This is a genomic window from Pseudomonas sp. RP-B7 (genome assembly GCF_059803535.1).
In genome coordinates this window covers 28,426-43,528 of the sequence record NZ_JAPFHC010000005.1, presented here as the reverse complement: position 1 = coordinate 43,528, position 15,103 = coordinate 28,426, and the positions used below count along the sequence as shown (strand labels likewise).

Sequence of the window (15,103 nt, the reverse complement as noted above, 5' to 3'; positions counted from 1 at the left end):
CGGGGGGACAATCCCCCCTCCCATATGGGATTACGGGTGTTCTTGGGGTTTTCTTACAAAGTGCTCGTGCAGTTCACACGTCAGGCTTTCGACATGTTCCGTTAGTTGCTTGGTCATTTCCGTCAGCCGGGTGTTCTGTTCGAGTAATTCCAGCAACTGTTTGGTGGTCTGCGCGGCCTGGGCCTGGCGTTCGGTATTGGCAACGGCGAGGGCTTCACGGTGCTGCGCATCGGCGTCGGACTGGGCTTTGTCCCGCGCTGCCTGGCGTGTCTGCGCCAGCAGGATCAGCGGCGCGGCGTAGGCCGCTTGCAGGCTGAAGGCGAGGTTGAGCAGGATGAACGGGTAGGCGTCGAAGTGCGTCACGCCGGTCATGTTCAATACCATCCACACCACCACGATCACCGTCTGCGCACCGAGGAAGGTCGGCGTGCCGAAGAATCGGGCGAAGGCTTCGGCCTTGAGGGCAAAGGTGTCATTGCCAAACGTCGGTGCCAGGTGGGCGTGGGGGCGGTGGAAACGCAGGTGATCGACGGGGGCGGCTTCAGGTTTGCTTGGGGTCATGATGGGCTCGGATCTTCAACTGAGAGACAGTGAAGCACTATAGACCGAGCCCCCGACGCTACGTATGAAGATCGGGTCAGTTGCCGCCACGCTCGTTGGCGAATGCACTGACTGCCTGCACGGCCTCGCTGGTGCCTTCACGAATCTGCAGGATCACCGTGCCGGCGCGGTTGGCCAGGTCGACACCCTGGGCCGCGCGGTCGCGGGTGCCGTCCATGCTGTGGATGGCCTGGCGGGTTTCGTCCTGGATCATCGCGATCATGCTGGAGATCTCCGCGGTGGAGCCGCTGGTACGCGCTGCCAGTTGCCGCACTTCATCGGCCACCACGGCAAAACCACGGCCTTGTTCACCCGCGCGCGCCGCTTCGATGGCCGCGTTGAGGGCCAGCAGGTTGGTCTGGTCGGCGATGCCACGAATGGTGTTGACGATGGCGGTGATCTGCTGCGAACGCTCGCCAAGCTTGGCGATCAGTTGTGAGGAGCCGTCAATGTCGGCGGCAATGTCGCGCATGCCGCTGGCCGTTTGCTGGATCACTTCGGCACCTTTTTCGGCGATGTCCCGGGTGCTCAGGGAGATGTGGTACGCCTGGGCTGCGCTGGCCGCATCGGCGCTGTGCTGCTGCACCATGGCGGTGACGTCGGAGGCGAACTTGACCACTTTGCACAGGCGTCCGCCGGCGTCATACACCGGGTTGTAGTTGGCTTCCAGCCACACGGTGCGGCCGTTTTTATCCACGCGCTCGAACTGGCCGCTGAACATTTCGCCCTGGTTCAGACGGCGCCAGAACTCGCTGTAGGCCGCGCTGTTGGCCAACTCCGGGGTGCAGAACAGGCGGTGATGCTGGCCCTGGACCTGTGTGAGGCTGTAGCCCATGCGTTGTAGGAAATTCGTATTGGCGGTGAGGATGATCCCGTCGAGGTTGAACTCGATCACCGCCATCGCCCGGCCGATGGCGTCCAACTTGGCGTTGGCTTCGCTCTCGGCTTGCAGGCGTGGGGTCACGTCCATGGCGTACTTCACCACCTTGACCACGCGGCCGGCGTCGTCGCGTACCGGGTTGTAGCTGGCTTCCAGCCACACTGAATGGCCGTCGCCTGCCACCCGTTCGAAGGTGCCGGACTGGAATTGGCCGTTGCGCAGGTTCGTCCACAACTGGTTGTACTCGGCGCTACGCGCAAATGCGGGGGTACAGAACAGCTTGTGGGGCTGGCCGACGATCTGTTCGGCGCGGTAGTTCATGGTCTTGAGGAAGTTGTCGTTGGCCCGCAGCACGTTGCCTTGCAGGTCGAATTCGATCACCGCCATGGAGCGCTCGAGGGCGTCCAGCAGGCTGGCCTGTTGGGCCACGGTATGTTGCAGGGCGCTGATGGTTTTTTTGTGGGCGTTAAATAGCATGTTCGGATGCTCGGGCAAGCAAGCGTAGGGGGTATCCATGTGAGGTCGCCTGCCCCGTAAGGCGCTGGGCTCTACGGTTGACGTGCTCATTGTCAGCTTCCTGGTGCTGACAGCGGGGGTGGAACAACGGGGTCAGAGTCGCGCAGCGGGAAGAAAGTTCGGCGATGTGCCACTACTTTTTACCGGCGGCGCCCAATGAAGGCATTATGCTATCGCTGCAAGTGCTGGGCAGGAAATTCAGACGAGGTGTCGTACGACAACTTCAGGCGGAATGAGCCACGCAATAGTTGCTGACGTTGACCCGGTTGCGCCCGGTGGCCTTGGCGGCGTACAGCGCCCGATCCGCGGCGTTGAGCCACATCGCGGCATCGCTGAAACCGGGTTGGAAGTCGGCCAGGCCGATACTCAGGCTGACGCGTAGCTCCGGGATCTGCGGGTTACGGTAGTTGCTGAAGGTCTCGCGCATGCGTTCCATCAACTGCGCGGCTTCTTCCAGGGGCATTTTCGGAAGAATCACACAGAATTCATCGCCACCATAGCGTCCGGCCAGGTCGTTTTCCCGCAGGTTGCGCCGCAACTCCAGGCTCAGTTGGCGCAGCACCGCGTCACCGACGATATGGCCGTGGGTGTCGTTGATCTGTTTGAAGTGGTCAATGTCGATCAGCGTGATGGTGGCGTGGCTTTGTTGTTGCCGGCACTTATGGAATTTGATGTGCAGCAGGTCTTTCCACGAACCGTGATTAAGCAAGCCCGTGAGGCTGTCGATACGGCTGAGGGCGCTGAGGGCGCGCTTGTGCTCGGACAGTTTTATCGCCAATTGGTAACACACCATGCCGATGGCCATGGGGTAGAGGGTCAGCATCGGCAGGCAGGCGTAGACCTCAAGCACGCTGACATCCGCGTCGAAGCGCATGCCGAACAGCAACCACCCGGCTCCGATACCCGCTGCCTGGGCCAACAGGCCGCGCAGGAACATCTGTTTGCCGCCCGCTGCGACGTTATTCATGGCCATCATGGACAGGATGGTCACGACCGTCAGCGGCGAGAACTCAATGGCTGCCGCCCAGAACCCGCCGAAAAACGAGTCGTAGATCAGGTTGCGTTTTTCGGCCTGATAGGGGAATTGGGCGCGCGTCGAGAGTTGATACGCCACATGCGGCCAGCCAAGGCCATTGAACAGCAGGAACGCCCAGACCCAACCGGGCATCGAGAGCGGGTAGAGGGCGGCGGCCACACTGATGCCGCCGATGCCCAGGCCGATGATCCTTGGCTTGTAGATACGCCTGGCAAATGAGAGCCCTTTGCCTTGTCGGTTTTCCATAAATTCTGAGTCAGCTCTTTTTGCAGGTACGGCAGCGTGTTCGTGGGGTAACCGTTTATCGGATAAGGCTGTGAATATTGTCAGTTATTTGCGCACGAATAATCAGTGGCCTTACAGGCCATTTGTGCAAAACAGAGGGCGAATGCGTCAAAAACGACCTGCAATGTCGTTCAAGCAACAGCGTCTACCGAGGGTGGACTTCGTAGCCGGCCAGGAACAGGTCGATGGCAGACTCGATCACGCTGGCCTGGTTGGCGGCATCCAGGGTCGGTTGGCCAAGGGTGATTTGCGGCCAGAACGCGAACGCCTTGAGCAGGCTTTGGATCTGGTGGGCGGCGAATGCCGGATCGCTGCAACTGAGGCGGCCGTCTTCCTGGGCGGCGCGGACCCACTGGGTAAAACCTTCTTCGCGCTGGCTCAGGCGGGTCACCATGTCTTGGGCACGTTCCGGCGAGTGAATGGTGGCGGCGATAGCAACCCGGGCCAGGTCGAGGAAGTTGGCATCCGCCATCATCTTCATCTTGGCCTCCAGCAAACCGCGCAGTTGCTCGCGCAGCGGTCGGTCGCTGGTGTAGCTCACATCCAGTTGCGCGACGCTGCTGGCCCACAATTGGTGAAGGATTTCGGCGAACAATTCCTCCTTGCTCGGGAAGTGGTTGTACACGGTGCGCTTGGAAACACCGGCGGTGGCGGCGATCTTGTCCATGCTGGTGACCTCGAAACCGTTGGCGCGAAACTCGGCGATGGCCGCAGCCACGATGGCTTCGCGTTTACGGTCGGTGAGGCGTTGAGGGGCAGTCATGGGGGGCATTCGGCTCGGCAGGGGAAATTACACTCGGTAGTTTACTTGCTCCGGATTTTGTTGCAATCTTGAAACTACACTGTGCAGTGTAATTCTTCAGCGCTCTGTAGGAGTCACCTGGTAATGGCCATCCTCTCATCCCGTGTCGACCCTTTGCCTGAGGGGCTCAAACCTGCCGAGCAGGAACAGGGCCCCTTCAGTAACGACGCTCCCGTACAACACGGCGGCTTTGGCAAAACCTTGCGGATTTTCTGGAACATGCTGTTCAACAAGCCACGCAGCACGCGGCCGGTGGGGACGATCCCAGTGCAACCGCTGACCCGTGACCAGTTGCTGGCAGCGCCCGATCACAGTGTGTTTCGCCTTGGGCATTCCACGGTCTTGCTGAAAATGCGCGGTAAGTTCTGGGTGACCGACCCGGTCTTCGCTGAGCGCGCTTCGCCGTTCAGTTGGGCTGGCCCCAAGCGTTTCCACCAGCCCCCCATCAGCCTCGATGAACTGCCTGCGCTAGAGGCGGTGATTCTTTCCCACAACCATTACGACCATCTTGACTACAAGGCGGTCGTGGAATTGGCCGACAAGACTCGCTATTTTCTCGCACCGCTGGGCGTGGGCGACATTCTCGTCAAGTGGGGCGTTGAACCCGGCAAAGTACGGCAACTGGATTGGTGGCAGGGCACCGAGGTGGATGGCATCCGGTTTGTCGCCACACCTGCGCAGCATTTTTCCGGGCGCGGCTTGTTCGACAGCAACCAGACCCTGTGGTGTTCCTGGGTGATGATCGACGGCGCGCGGCGGATCTTCTTCAGCGGTGACACCGGCTATTTCGATGGCTTCAAACGCATTGGCGAGCAGTACGGTCCGTTTGATCTGACGCTGATGGAAACCGGTGCCTACAACGTCGACTGGCCCCACGTGCACATGCAGCCAGAGCAAACCGTGCAAGCACACATCGACCTCAAGGGGCGTTGGCTGCTGCCGATTCACAACGGCACCTTCGACCTGGCGTTCCATGCCTGGCACGAACCGTTCGACCGCATCATGGCCTTGGCGTGGGAGCGCAATGTGTCGATCACCACGCCGGCGATGGGCCAGGCGTTCAGCCTGAACCAACCTGAGCGCGGGCAGGCGTGGTGGCTGGAGGTGGAAACCCAGGGCGCCGAAGAAAGCCTGGCAAGCTGAAGCTGGCGGCGTCGGAAAAAGGAGTTTTCAAGGTGTTTCCGGGCTGCGACAGAGGCCGGATGAGGGTGCGATGATTCCCGGAAAATTAATTTCTGGGGGACGTTTTGATGGATGAAAAGTGTAGGAAAATTTGTGCAGTACGCGTGCCGTGCCTGCCGGTGCAAGTGCTGCCCACGTTTGTCGAGCCTGCACCTGCTGGCCACGTTCCTGAGGCAGCGGGCCGGCGCGGTATTGCGTTTAGCGTCGAACCCCTGGCCGGCATGCCGCATGAGGTGAGTATCCCGATCCCTGGATATGACGCACCGGCGATTCCCTTTAAAACCGTGCGTGATCCCTCGCTGTCATTGATCGCCCTGAGTGGTATCGACCCCTCTGGACCAGTCATGGTGGAGGTGCCTCTGGTGCAGAACAACACCACATTCACTGCGACCCCGGCTCTGGCAGGCCGACGCGTGGGGGTTGCCGAGCGATTTGATGATCAGACACCGATCGAGCACCACGCCTCTTTTCTCCGCGCGCTGGAGATACTGCGGCGGGCTGGCGCGCACTTGGTGCTGGTGCCTGCCCGCGCGGCCAAGGGCGATCTGCACTTCACCTTGCAGAGCCTTAATGAAGTCGATGAGCTTGTCAGCGAATATCGCTTGGATGCGGTGGTGTCCGACAGCCGCACTGGAGCGTTTCACAGCGCTTGCTGGAACGGTTACCCAGCGCTCAACGAGCCGCTTGAGGACGGGGCGACACTGTGGTTCTACGGTGCGCGCTGGTCGAAGGCGATGTTGGCGGCGCTGGTGCAGGGCTATCGCAGCGTGCGTGCGTTGACTCCGGTTTAGGCCAGGCTACCCAATGCGTTGAACAATCCCACGGTATGAACGACTGGCCTCGCGCAGCCTGGATGGAGGGGCGTTTTTAGAATGGTGTGCGGATCAACATAGGTCCTTCGTCAATTCTTACCCCTTCCTGGAGGTGTTGCATGTTTGGTATTGGTCTTGGTGTGGGCGCGGTAATTAGCCAGGCGTCAAGAATGATGGGGGTGAAACCCGCGGGCGATCTACGCAAACCGGTACCGCCTGGCACTGAGTATGTCGGTGTTCGCGAACTCGGCGAGCAAATGGCACGGCCGGGTGGGTTCACCTCGGAAGATCTGGTCACCTATTTGCAAGCGCGCATTCGTAAGCTCGACCCCGCGTTAAGCACCATCATCGAACTCAATCCACAGGCGTTGGAGATTGCACGCGAGCTGGACCGCGAGCGCGTGTCAGGCAAGATCAGGGGGCCGCTGCATGGTATTCCGGTGCTGCTCAAGGACACGATCGAGACAGGCGATACCCAGCAAACCAGCGCCGGCGCGTTTGGATTGACGGGGACGGCGGCGCGCAAAGATGGATTTATTGTCGAGCGCCTGCGTGAGCAGGGCGCGGTGATCCTGGGCAAGACCAACCTGACGGAGCTCGCGGGTTTTCGCGGCGGCCCCGACGGTTGGAGCAGTCGGGGCGGGCAAACGCGCAACCCTTACCATGCGGATGCACCGGTCGGTGGTTCAAGTTCGGGATCGGCCGCCGCTGTTGCCGCCGGGTTGGCGCCGCTGGCCGTGGGCACCGAAACCAGCGGTTCGATCATTGTGCCGGCGGCGCTCAACGGCGTGGTCGGTTTCAAGCCCAGCGTGGGCGTGTTGAGCCGCAGCGGCATCATTCCAGCCAGCCACCGGCAGGACACACCGGGGCCGATGGCGCGCTCGGTGTTTGATGCTGCGCTCATGCTTAATGCAATGTCTGGCAGCGACCCTGACGACAGCGCGAACATTGATGCGCCCAAGGGCATCGACTACACCGCCTTGCTCAAACCCGGAGCGTTGCACGGCAAGCGTATTGGTTACCCAGCGACCTTTTGCGCGAAGGGCGAAAGCCTGTCGGTGGACAATAGCCCTCAGTTTGCCCAGGCGCTTGAGGTGCTTCGGGCGCATGGGGCAACTGTGGTGCCGGTGAATATGCGACTGGCCGACGCCTCGCGTTATGGCGAATTGTTGTTTGCCGATGTGAAGGACGAGTTGAATGACTACCTGGCCAAGCGACAGGGACTGCCGGTCAAGTCGGTGCCGCAACTGATTGCGTTCAACGATGCGCGTGATGGAACCGCCACCGAGCACCAGCCGGTACTCAAGCAAATCGAGGCATCCACCCTCACGCCTGAGGAACGCGAACCCCTATGGGATGCCCTGATCCAGGAGTTTCGTGGCACCTTGGATGAGCTGATTGACGAGCAAAACCTTGATGCGGTGGTCTCGGACTTCGAGACCAACAGCTACTTTGCGGTCGCCGCAGCTGGTTACCCTGGTGTCTCGGTGCCTTCCGGGAAAAATGACGACGGTGAACCGACCAGCGCGTATTTCTTTGGTGCCCGCTGGAGCGAACCGACATTGCTGGCGGTGGCCCATGGGTATGAGCAGGCTGCGAAAGTGGGGATCAAGCCGGTTCTTTAACGTCAACGCATTAGACTTCATCCTGCGCCGCCTACGCTGTCCAGTGATCCGGCTGGACACTACGCACCATTCGGTTGAGGGGCTGGTGAGTCAAGAGAGGCCGCTGTTGAACCCATCAGCCGCGAGATGATACCTGGCTCGGCGGGTTCGGCCGGAGCAGGGGTAGACCTGCGTGCACTCATTCCCCACCCCGGCGCGAATCCTGGGAAAAACACCAGCCCCTCCGCCTCCAGCCGAAACGCCAGGGTCAACCGGGTTTCATCTTCCACGTCGGCGTGGCTTTCAAAGCGTTGCACCGCTTCCACTGCGACACCCGCCTGGCTGGCCAGGTCTTCGCGGCTCCAGCCCAGCATCGCGCGGGCCTGGACGCTGTGCTTGGCGGTGAATTGGTGCAGGACGATCTGTTGTTCTACGAAAGAGCTCATTGCCAGAGAGGACATGGGGTTTCTCCAGGATTCGACGGGGGAGGGCAAACTATACTGTGTTTTTGTACAGTTGTTTTGACCGCTCATCAACTGGATTTTTTTCGAGGGCTCGCGACCAGCCCTTACTCCACCCCCGGCGCCTCCCGAATAATCAAGTGATCCAGGTTCTCGATATTCGCGCTGAACACCCCGAACGTCTGCTCGGGGTGTTTCTTGCTTGGTACTTGTTTCAGCTCGGGCGTCACCCCGTAAAAGAAACAGTACAGCGCCTGCTTACTGTCCACCGCCGCCTTGATCTGCTCCAGGAACGCCTTGCGCTTGCGGTAGTTCTCGATCAGCTTTTTGCTCAGGTAGACGTTGACAGAGTAAGGCTTCTTGTCGAGCCACACCTTCTTTTCGAAGTCGATGCGAAAGCTGCTGGTGTAGTCCTTGATCGCCTTGATCCTGCCCCAGTAGATCAGGCCCTTGTTGTCTTGCAGGTACTCGATCTTCTTGAAAAACGCCCAGTACGTCGCAGTATGCTCGCCGATCTTCAGTGGCATGCTTTTGAGCTTGTGCTTGTCGTCGATGTTCGACACATAGCACTCCACCGGGTGGGCGAACACACTGGTTTTGTCTGGGGGGGTGTCAGTGGCGACGTGGGAGGTGCTGCTGCGGATTGAAGGTGTTTTCGTTGGGTCTTGTGGGGCGTTTGCTTCGGTGTCGACCACAGTGGCTTTGCGTTGGTATTGGCGGCGGGTGAGCACAAACTCCGATGGGAAATTGTCCTCGCGCTCGTCGTCACTTTCACCGGATGCGGCCTTGTGCGTGCTGGCATAACGGCAGCCGTCGATATGCCGGGTGCCGGCCTTGTTCTTGAAGTGCGGCGTGCGTTGGTAGTTGACGTTTTTTGCGTTGAAGGTGCTCAGCGTGTTGCCCGCATCGAATGCTGCACGGCATTCATCGTTGGGGCAGAAGAAACGATCCTTGTCGGAATCGAAGTCGCTGGTTTCGTCGAAATTCAGGTCTCGTACGTCGTAGATCGACAGCTTTTCATCGAGACTCAGGCTGTAGGCCGTGTCGAATTTCATGGGGCTCGGGTCCGTGAGATAGTTCGCTATTAATAGCGGGATTTGCCTCAAATATCAGCAACAAAAGCAATCCATATACCTTTGGCGAGGCTACGATGGGGCCGCCATGATTCACTCGTAACGCCGGCCAAGGCGCTTGCGAATATCTACGTTCGACCGCGTGCCTGGCTTGCGGGTAGAGGATTGGGTTTAAGCTGCGCAGCAGAGCAGCGTCAGCGTTCACGGTTTTCAGACTCGCACCGATCAAATGTGGGACCTGTCTCACCCCTGTGAGGCTGCGAAGGGATCGGCTCAGTTTTTTTTGCCGACCCCACTCACTGGTATCACCGCTGCAACCGGGCCCGCTTGTTCTTCTTCCCATGAAAATGCCGAAAATGCGCATCCTGCGCCGCCGCCAGCAACTCCCGATCCCCGCGCGTGTCACCCCAGGCCCGCAGACGATAATCCCCCAGGTCCCCATACACCGCTTCAAGCCGCAGCACCTTGTTCTCACAGCGGCAATTGTTGCCGGTCAGCTTGCCGGTCAGCACCCCGTCGACCACTTCAAGCTCGGTGCCGATCAACTTGATCCCCAGGCGATCGGCAAACGGCTGCAACACCAGCGCCGGCGACGCCGAGCACAGGGTCACCACCGCTCCGGACTTCAACTCATCGGCCACCGACTGCAGGCCGCTCGGGCGCATCAACCTGGTCCAATACGCCTGGCAATACGCTTGCGCCTGCTGCTGCACCCAAGCTTTCTCCACCCCGGTCATGAAGGTGCGGATCAACTGCGCCTTCAACTCATCCCGGCTGGTCAGCCGCAACAAAAACCGCAGCCCAGGCACCGCGAGCTTCACCATCCGCCGGCAGAACTCAGCCTTGCCAAAGGCAAACTTGAGGAACGGCACAAAACTGTCGTGGTGGGTCAGGGTGCCGTCGAAGTCAAACACGGAAAGTACTTTGGCATCGGCGGGGCCGGCTTCGAGCATGTCTGGGGTCACGGGGTGGCCTCGGTCGTATCTACTGAATATTGGAATGCACCAGCTGTGACAACCGCAGTTTGCTCGCGTATCAATCTATCGATTTTCGCGTAAATCGCTGCGGTAAAAGCCTCCCGGTCGCTGGACCGGTGACAACGCTGATGGCAATTGGGGCACAAGGCTACAGCATTGGTGATGTGATCCGAACCCTTCCGGGCGAGGTGCTGGGTGCGATGTGCTTCAAGAAATGGCAAATCACCAGGCATAAAAAAGCCCCGAGCGAGTCAGGGCTTCTTGATATTGCTTGGCGCGGGAATCAATCCCAGCTCAATGCACCACCAGTCTGATACTCGATCACACGGGTCTCAAAGAAGTTCTTCTCTTTCTTCAAGTCCATGATCTCGCTCATCCACGGGAACGGGTTGGTGGTGCCTGGGTATTCTTCCTTCAAGCCGATCTGCGACAGACGACGGTTGGCGATGAACTTGAGGTAGTCCTCCATCATCGCGGCGTTCATGCCCAACACACCGCGGGGCATGGTGTCGCGGGCGTATTCGATCTCCAGTTGGGTCCCTTGCAGGATCATCTGGGTCGCTTCTTCCTTCATCTCGGCATCCCACAGGTGTGGGTTTTCGATTTTGATCTGGTTGATCACGTCGATGCCGAAGTTCAGGTGCATCGACTCGTCACGCAGGATGTACTGGAACTGCTCGGCCACGCCGGTCATTTTGTTGCGGCGGCCCATGGACAGGATCTGGGTGAAGCCGCAGTAGAAGAAGATGCCTTCCAGCACGCAGTAGTACGCGACCAGGTTGCGCAGCAGTTCCTTGTCGGTGTCGACGGTGCCGGTTTCGAACTTCGGATCGGAGATCGAACGGGTGTACTTCAGGCCCCAGGCGGCTTTCTTCGCGACCGATGGAATCTCGTGGTACATGTTGAAGATCTCGCCTTCATCCATGGCCAGCGATTCGATGCAGTACTGGTAGGCGTGGGTGTGGATCGCCTCTTCGAAGGCCTGGCGCAGGATGTACTGGCGGCACTCCGGGTTGGTGATCAGGCGGTACACGGCCAGCACCAGGTTGTTGGCGACCAGGGAGTCGGCGGTGGAGAAGAAGCCCAGGTTGCGCATGACGATGCGACGCTCGTCGTCGGTCAGGCCTTCGGGGTTTTTCCACAGCGCGATGTCGGCGGTCATGTTGACCTCTTGCGGCATCCAATGGTTGGCGCAGCCGTCGAGGTATTTCTGCCAGGCCCAGTCGTACTTGAAGGGCACGAGTTGGTTGAGGTCGGCGCGGCAGTTGATCATGCGCTTTTCGTCAACGGCGACGCGGGCGGAGGCGCCTTCGAGTTCGGCGAGGCCTTCGGCGATGTCGAGTTTGTCCAGCGCAGCTTTGGCGCGCACGATGGCAGCGGAGTCGTTGGCGGTGACGGCGCGGGCTTCCACGGCAGCGGCAGCGCCGGCACCGTCGAGGCGGTCCATGTTGGCTTCGGTGGCGTGGCCGGCGTTGGCACCTTTGGTGGCTACTTCGCCTTCTTCTTCTTTGTCGAATTCGTCCCAGCTCAGCATGACGTGTCGTCTCCTGCGTGAGGGCTCAAAGGTGCCCGTGTGAAACCGGATGGTTGGGTGTTCACACGGCCCAGAGGCCGCGGTGGATCTTAAGGAATCGTTTGTTGCAACAGCTCGCGCAGGCATTAAACGGAATCAGGGTTACGGGTGGTCTGCTCGAGGCTTGAGGGGCGGAGCGCAGGTGTTTGCTCCAGCGGGGCCTCAGGTCTGGCTCTTCATCCCAGTGTAAAGGGATATTGCAGGCCCGATTTACCCGCGCATTATAGGGAAAAAATCGGCTTTGTGTTGTGGCGGATGGTCACGGATCGCAGACAAAAAGCCTGCTTTTCAAGCCAAGGCACGGGTTTGCTGGGGTTGGCTGGAGGGACGAGCGGCAGGTTTTTTTTCGAGGGGGCGCAGCGCGGGGAGGAGGGGGAGGTTTTTTGGCCGCAAGAACGATTTCTTGCGGCGAGTACGATCAGGTTCAACTTGCACTAACGAAGTTGTTATCCGTTAGAGCAGCCATTGCCCATTACATGGTAATTAAGAATATGGCGCTGACCTTGTGAATCTTCATATTCCATCTTCACCGGTACAACTTCGCAGACTTCTGGAATCGCGCTCATGGACAGTACTTTGGCAACGTCCAGATGGGTGCTGTAAGTGTAGTCCTCGACAATCGGGGCATTGCGGTCAGCTACGTCAGTCGGGGCTTCGTCGGCCAGGGCGGCGGTGGCGCACAAGCTGCTGAGGGCCATAACTACTAGAGCTTTCATTTCTGTGTTTACCTTATTGAGGTCGAAGTGGGTCACGGGGCCTTTGTGAGGCCACGTGTGTAACTTAGGGTTGTTTGGTTCGGATTAACGTTGCCTTCGTGGGGGCTGTTGCGTTGTTAATCACAGTGCCTCTGTTGGCGGAAGTGATTCTAGGCTCGCGGGTTATATTCATATACCCGTGCTTTTGATAAACACTATTGGCGGTTTTTGTAACAATCCACGGGTAAAGCTTTTTTCATCAAGGCGCAAAACGCCACGGGCCGCGGGCCAGAGCCGCCAAAGCACATAGCAGGGTAAAATGTAGGGGCTTGTTACTACCATCGTCGAATGGTTCTATGGGGCAGCCCCGGCTAAAACAGGGCATACAAAAACAACTATTGTCACCGAGGTAAGAAAGATGAGTGCGGCTTCCCTGTACCCCGTTCGCCCCGAAGTAGCAGCCAACACGCTGACCGACGAGGCGACCTACAAGGCCATGTACCAGCAGTCGGTGGTCAACCCCGATGGTTTCTGGCGTGAGCAAGCCAAGCGCCTTGACTGGGTCAAGCCTTTCACCGCGGTGAAGCAGACCTCGTTCGACGATCACCATGTCGACATCAAGTGGTTTGCCGATGGCACCCTGAACGTTTCCTACAACTGCCTGGACCGTCACCTCGCCGAGCGTGGCGACCAGGCTGCGATCATCTGGGAGGGCGACGATCCTTCCGAAAGCCGCACCATCACCTATCGCGAGCTGCATGAAGAGGTCTGCAAGTTCGCCAACGCCCTGCGCGGCCAGGATGTGCATCGCGGCGACGTGGTGACTATCTATATGCCGATGATCCCCGAAGCCGTGGTCGCCATGCTGGCGTGTGCCCGTATCGGTGCGATCCACTCCGTGGTGTTTGGCGGTTTCTCGCCGGAAGCCCTGGCCGGTCGCATCATCGACTGTAAGTCGAAGGTGGTGATCACCGCCGACGAAGGTATCCGCGCCGGTAAGAAGATTCCGCTGAAGGCCAACGTCGACGACGCCCTGACCAACCCGGAAACCAGCAGCATCCAGAAAGTCATCGTGTGCAAGCGCACCAGTGGCAACATCAAGTGGAACCAGCATCGCGACATCTGGTACGAAGACCTGATGAAAGTGGCCGGCACCGTCTGCGCACCCAAAGAGATGGGCGCCGAAGAGGCCCTCTTCATCCTTTATACCTCCGGCTCCACCGGCAAGCCCAAGGGCGTGCAGCACACCACCGGCGGCTATCTGCTCTACGCGGCCCTGACCCACGAGCGCGTGTTCGACTACCGCCCGGGTGAAATCTACTGGTGCACCGCCGACGTCGGTTGGGTTACCGGCCACACCTATATCGTCTACGGCCCGCTGGCCAATGGCGCGACCACGCTGCTGTTCGAAGGCGTGCCCAACTACCCGGACATCACCCGCGTCGGCAAGATCGTCGACAAGCACAAGGTCAATATCCTCTACACCGCGCCGACCGCTATCCGCGCGATGATGGCGTCCGGCACTGCCGCTTGCGAGGGCGTGGATGGCAGCAGCCTGCGTCTGCTGGGGTCGGTGGGTGAGCCGATTAACCCTGAAGCGTGGGACTGGTACTACAAGAACGTCGGACAATCCCGTTGCCCGATCGTCGACACCTGGTGGCAAACCGAAACCGGCGCGACGTTGATGAGCCCGCTGCCGGGCGCCCATGCGCTCAAGCCGGGTTCAGCGGCGCGGCCGTTCTTTGGCGTGGTGCCGGCGTTGGTGGACAACCTGGGCAACATCATCGAAGGCGCTGCCGAAGGCAACCTGGTGATCCTCGATTCGTGGCCAGGCCAGGCGCGGACGCTGTACGGCGACCATGACCGGTTCGTCGACACCTACTTCAAGACCTTCCGTGGCATGTACTTCACCGGCGACGGCGCGCGTCGTGATGAAGACGGCTACTGGTGGATCACCGGGCGCGTGGATGACGTGTTGAACGTGTCTGGCCACCGCATGGGCACCGCCGAGATCGAAAGTGCCATGGTGGCCCACCCGAAAGTCGCCGAAGCGGCGGTGGTCGGTGTGCCGCATGACATCAAGGGCCAGGGCATCTATGTGTATGTCACCCTCAAGAATGGCGAAGAGCCGAACGAAGCGCTGCGCCTGGAATTGAAGAACTGGGTGCGTAAAGAGATCGGGCCGATTGCTTCGCCGGACGTGATCCAGTGGGCGCCGGGCTTGCCGAAGACGCGTTCGGGGAAAATCATGCGCCGCATTCTGCGCAAGATTGCCACGGCCGAGTACGACGGGCTGGGGGATATTTCCACCCTGGCGGACCCAGGCGTGGTGGCGCATTTGATTGAAACGCACAAGACCATGAACGTCGCGTAAGGCGGGTTGGTGGTACAGAGCCCTATTCGGTGTAAGCCGGATGGGGCTTTTTTGTGGGACCTTGCAAACTGTGGAGATCCCCGCTCCCACATTTGGATTGCATTTCATAGCGAGGGCGGTGGTGGTATGACGAGCCTGCATAACCATCAAGCCAATAAATATCGGTTTCTCTCGTAGGACGTTTCTGAATGTTACCGGCGGCCCTAAATGTGTAACCCCGCGCCCAAACATGA

12 protein-coding genes and 3 pseudogenes are annotated in these 15,103 nt (G+C 59.6%); 4 read left to right on the top strand and 11 right to left on the bottom strand.

Features of this window, described 5'->3' with window-relative positions:
• Positions 1 to 30 precede the first annotated feature (30 nt).
• The 5 genes and pseudogenes from OPU96_RS06985 to OPU96_RS06965 form a co-directional block, all read right to left on the bottom strand.
• Positions 31 to 561 carry a DUF1003 domain-containing protein gene (locus tag OPU96_RS06985; protein ID WP_192301061.1) on the bottom strand — a complete coding sequence of 177 codons (531 nt, stop codon included), beginning with the start codon at positions 559 to 561 and terminating at the stop codon, positions 31 to 33.
• Positions 562 to 637: 76 nt separating this feature from the next.
• Positions 638 to 1,072 (bottom strand): annotated as a pseudogene (locus tag OPU96_RS06980) (methyl-accepting chemotaxis protein); the annotation flags it as partial.
• Positions 1,073 to 1,189: 117 nt separating this feature from the next.
• Positions 1,190 to 1,957 (bottom strand): annotated as a pseudogene (locus OPU96_RS06975) (PAS domain-containing protein); the annotation flags it as partial.
• A gap of 262 nt (positions 1,958 to 2,219) precedes the next feature.
• Positions 2,220 to 3,278, bottom strand: coding sequence for a diguanylate cyclase (locus tag OPU96_RS06970; protein WP_498558905.1), 1,059 nt, complete (start codon positions 3,276 to 3,278; stop codon positions 2,220 to 2,222).
• A 184-nt stretch (positions 3,279 to 3,462) separates the two neighbouring features.
• Entirely contained in the window at positions 3,463 to 4,080 is a 618-nt protein-coding gene (locus tag OPU96_RS06965; protein ID WP_226456193.1) for a TetR/AcrR family transcriptional regulator, read from the bottom strand.
• Between the two features lie 123 nt (positions 4,081 to 4,203).
• On the opposite strand from OPU96_RS06965, the gene OPU96_RS06960 reads away from it, so the two are divergent.
• From OPU96_RS06960 to OPU96_RS06950, 3 genes are all read left to right on the top strand, one after another.
• Positions 4,204 to 5,262 carry an MBL fold metallo-hydrolase gene (locus OPU96_RS06960; RefSeq protein ID WP_226456192.1) on the top strand — a complete coding sequence of 353 codons (1,059 nt, stop codon included), beginning with the start codon at positions 4,204 to 4,206 and terminating at the stop codon, positions 5,260 to 5,262.
• A gap of 107 nt (positions 5,263 to 5,369) precedes the next feature.
• Positions 5,370 to 6,092, top strand: coding sequence for a hypothetical protein (locus OPU96_RS06955; protein WP_226456191.1), 723 nt, complete (start codon positions 5,370 to 5,372; stop codon positions 6,090 to 6,092).
• A 140-nt stretch (positions 6,093 to 6,232) separates the two neighbouring features.
• A complete protein-coding gene (locus tag OPU96_RS06950; RefSeq protein ID WP_498558904.1) occupies positions 6,233 to 7,738 on the top strand; it encodes an amidase family protein in 1,506 nt (501 codons plus the stop codon).
• Positions 7,739 to 7,797: 59 nt separating this feature from the next.
• Here the strand turns inward: OPU96_RS06950 and OPU96_RS06945 are convergent, their stop codons facing one another.
• The 6 genes and pseudogenes from OPU96_RS06945 to OPU96_RS06920 form a co-directional block, all read right to left on the bottom strand.
• Complete coding sequence (locus OPU96_RS06945; protein ID WP_226456189.1) at positions 7,798 to 8,178, bottom strand: helix-turn-helix domain-containing protein; 381 nt, start codon at positions 8,176 to 8,178, stop codon at positions 7,798 to 7,800.
• 107 nt (positions 8,179 to 8,285) lie between these two features.
• Entirely contained in the window at positions 8,286 to 9,233 is a 948-nt protein-coding gene (locus tag OPU96_RS06940) for a hypothetical protein (protein WP_498558903.1), read from the bottom strand.
• A 323-nt stretch (positions 9,234 to 9,556) separates the two neighbouring features.
• Positions 9,557 to 10,204, bottom strand: coding sequence for an HAD-IB family hydrolase (locus tag OPU96_RS06935; protein WP_226456312.1), 648 nt, complete (start codon positions 10,202 to 10,204; stop codon positions 9,557 to 9,559).
• 74 nt (positions 10,205 to 10,278) lie between these two features.
• Positions 10,279 to 10,449, bottom strand: a pseudogene (locus OPU96_RS06930) (HNH endonuclease); the annotation flags it as partial.
• A gap of 62 nt (positions 10,450 to 10,511) precedes the next feature.
• On the bottom strand, positions 10,512 to 11,762 hold the full coding sequence (locus tag OPU96_RS06925) for a ribonucleotide-diphosphate reductase subunit beta (RefSeq protein ID WP_305391406.1): 1,251 nt from the start codon (positions 11,760 to 11,762) through the stop codon (positions 10,512 to 10,514).
• Positions 11,763 to 12,247: 485 nt separating this feature from the next.
• Complete coding sequence (locus OPU96_RS06920) at positions 12,248 to 12,517, bottom strand: DUF2790 domain-containing protein (RefSeq protein ID WP_192300705.1); 270 nt, start codon at positions 12,515 to 12,517, stop codon at positions 12,248 to 12,250.
• 397 nt (positions 12,518 to 12,914) lie between these two features.
• Between OPU96_RS06920 and acs the strand changes: the two genes are divergently transcribed.
• Complete coding sequence (gene acs / locus OPU96_RS06915) at positions 12,915 to 14,870, top strand: acetate--CoA ligase (RefSeq protein WP_192300637.1); 1,956 nt, start codon at positions 12,915 to 12,917, stop codon at positions 14,868 to 14,870.
• The last annotated feature ends 233 nt before the right edge of the window (positions 14,871 to 15,103 follow it).

What these genes read in the sequence shown, in the direction of transcription:
- OPU96_RS06925 (WP_305391406.1), bottom strand. Translation starts at nt 11,762, where the DNA reads ATGCTGAGCTGGGACGAATTCGACAAAGAAGAAGAAGGCGAAGTAGCC.
- OPU96_RS06945 (WP_226456189.1), bottom strand. Translation starts at nt 8,178, where the DNA reads ATGTCCTCTCTGGCAATGAGCTCTTTCGTAGAACAACAGATCGTCCTG.
- OPU96_RS06985 (WP_192301061.1), bottom strand. Translation starts at nt 561, where the DNA reads ATGACCCCAAGCAAACCTGAAGCCGCCCCCGTCGATCACCTGCGTTTC.
- OPU96_RS06940 (WP_498558903.1), bottom strand. Translation starts at nt 9,233, where the DNA reads ATGAAATTCGACACGGCCTACAGCCTGAGTCTCGATGAAAAGCTGTCG.
- OPU96_RS06950 (WP_498558904.1), top strand. Translation starts at nt 6,233, where the DNA reads ATGTTTGGTATTGGTCTTGGTGTGGGCGCGGTAATTAGCCAGGCGTCA.
- OPU96_RS06935 (WP_226456312.1), bottom strand. Translation starts at nt 10,204, where the DNA reads ATGCTCGAAGCCGGCCCCGCCGATGCCAAAGTACTTTCCGTGTTTGAC.
- OPU96_RS06965 (WP_226456193.1), bottom strand. Translation starts at nt 4,080, where the DNA reads ATGACTGCCCCTCAACGCCTCACCGACCGTAAACGCGAAGCCATCGTG.
- OPU96_RS06955 (WP_226456191.1), top strand. Translation starts at nt 5,370, where the DNA reads ATGGATGAAAAGTGTAGGAAAATTTGTGCAGTACGCGTGCCGTGCCTG.
- OPU96_RS06960 (WP_226456192.1), top strand. Translation starts at nt 4,204, where the DNA reads ATGGCCATCCTCTCATCCCGTGTCGACCCTTTGCCTGAGGGGCTCAAA.
- OPU96_RS06920 (WP_192300705.1), bottom strand. Translation starts at nt 12,517, where the DNA reads ATGAAAGCTCTAGTAGTTATGGCCCTCAGCAGCTTGTGCGCCACCGCC.
- OPU96_RS06970 (WP_498558905.1), bottom strand. Translation starts at nt 3,278, where the DNA reads ATGGAAAACCGACAAGGCAAAGGGCTCTCATTTGCCAGGCGTATCTAC.
- acs (WP_192300637.1), top strand. Translation starts at nt 12,915, where the DNA reads ATGAGTGCGGCTTCCCTGTACCCCGTTCGCCCCGAAGTAGCAGCCAAC.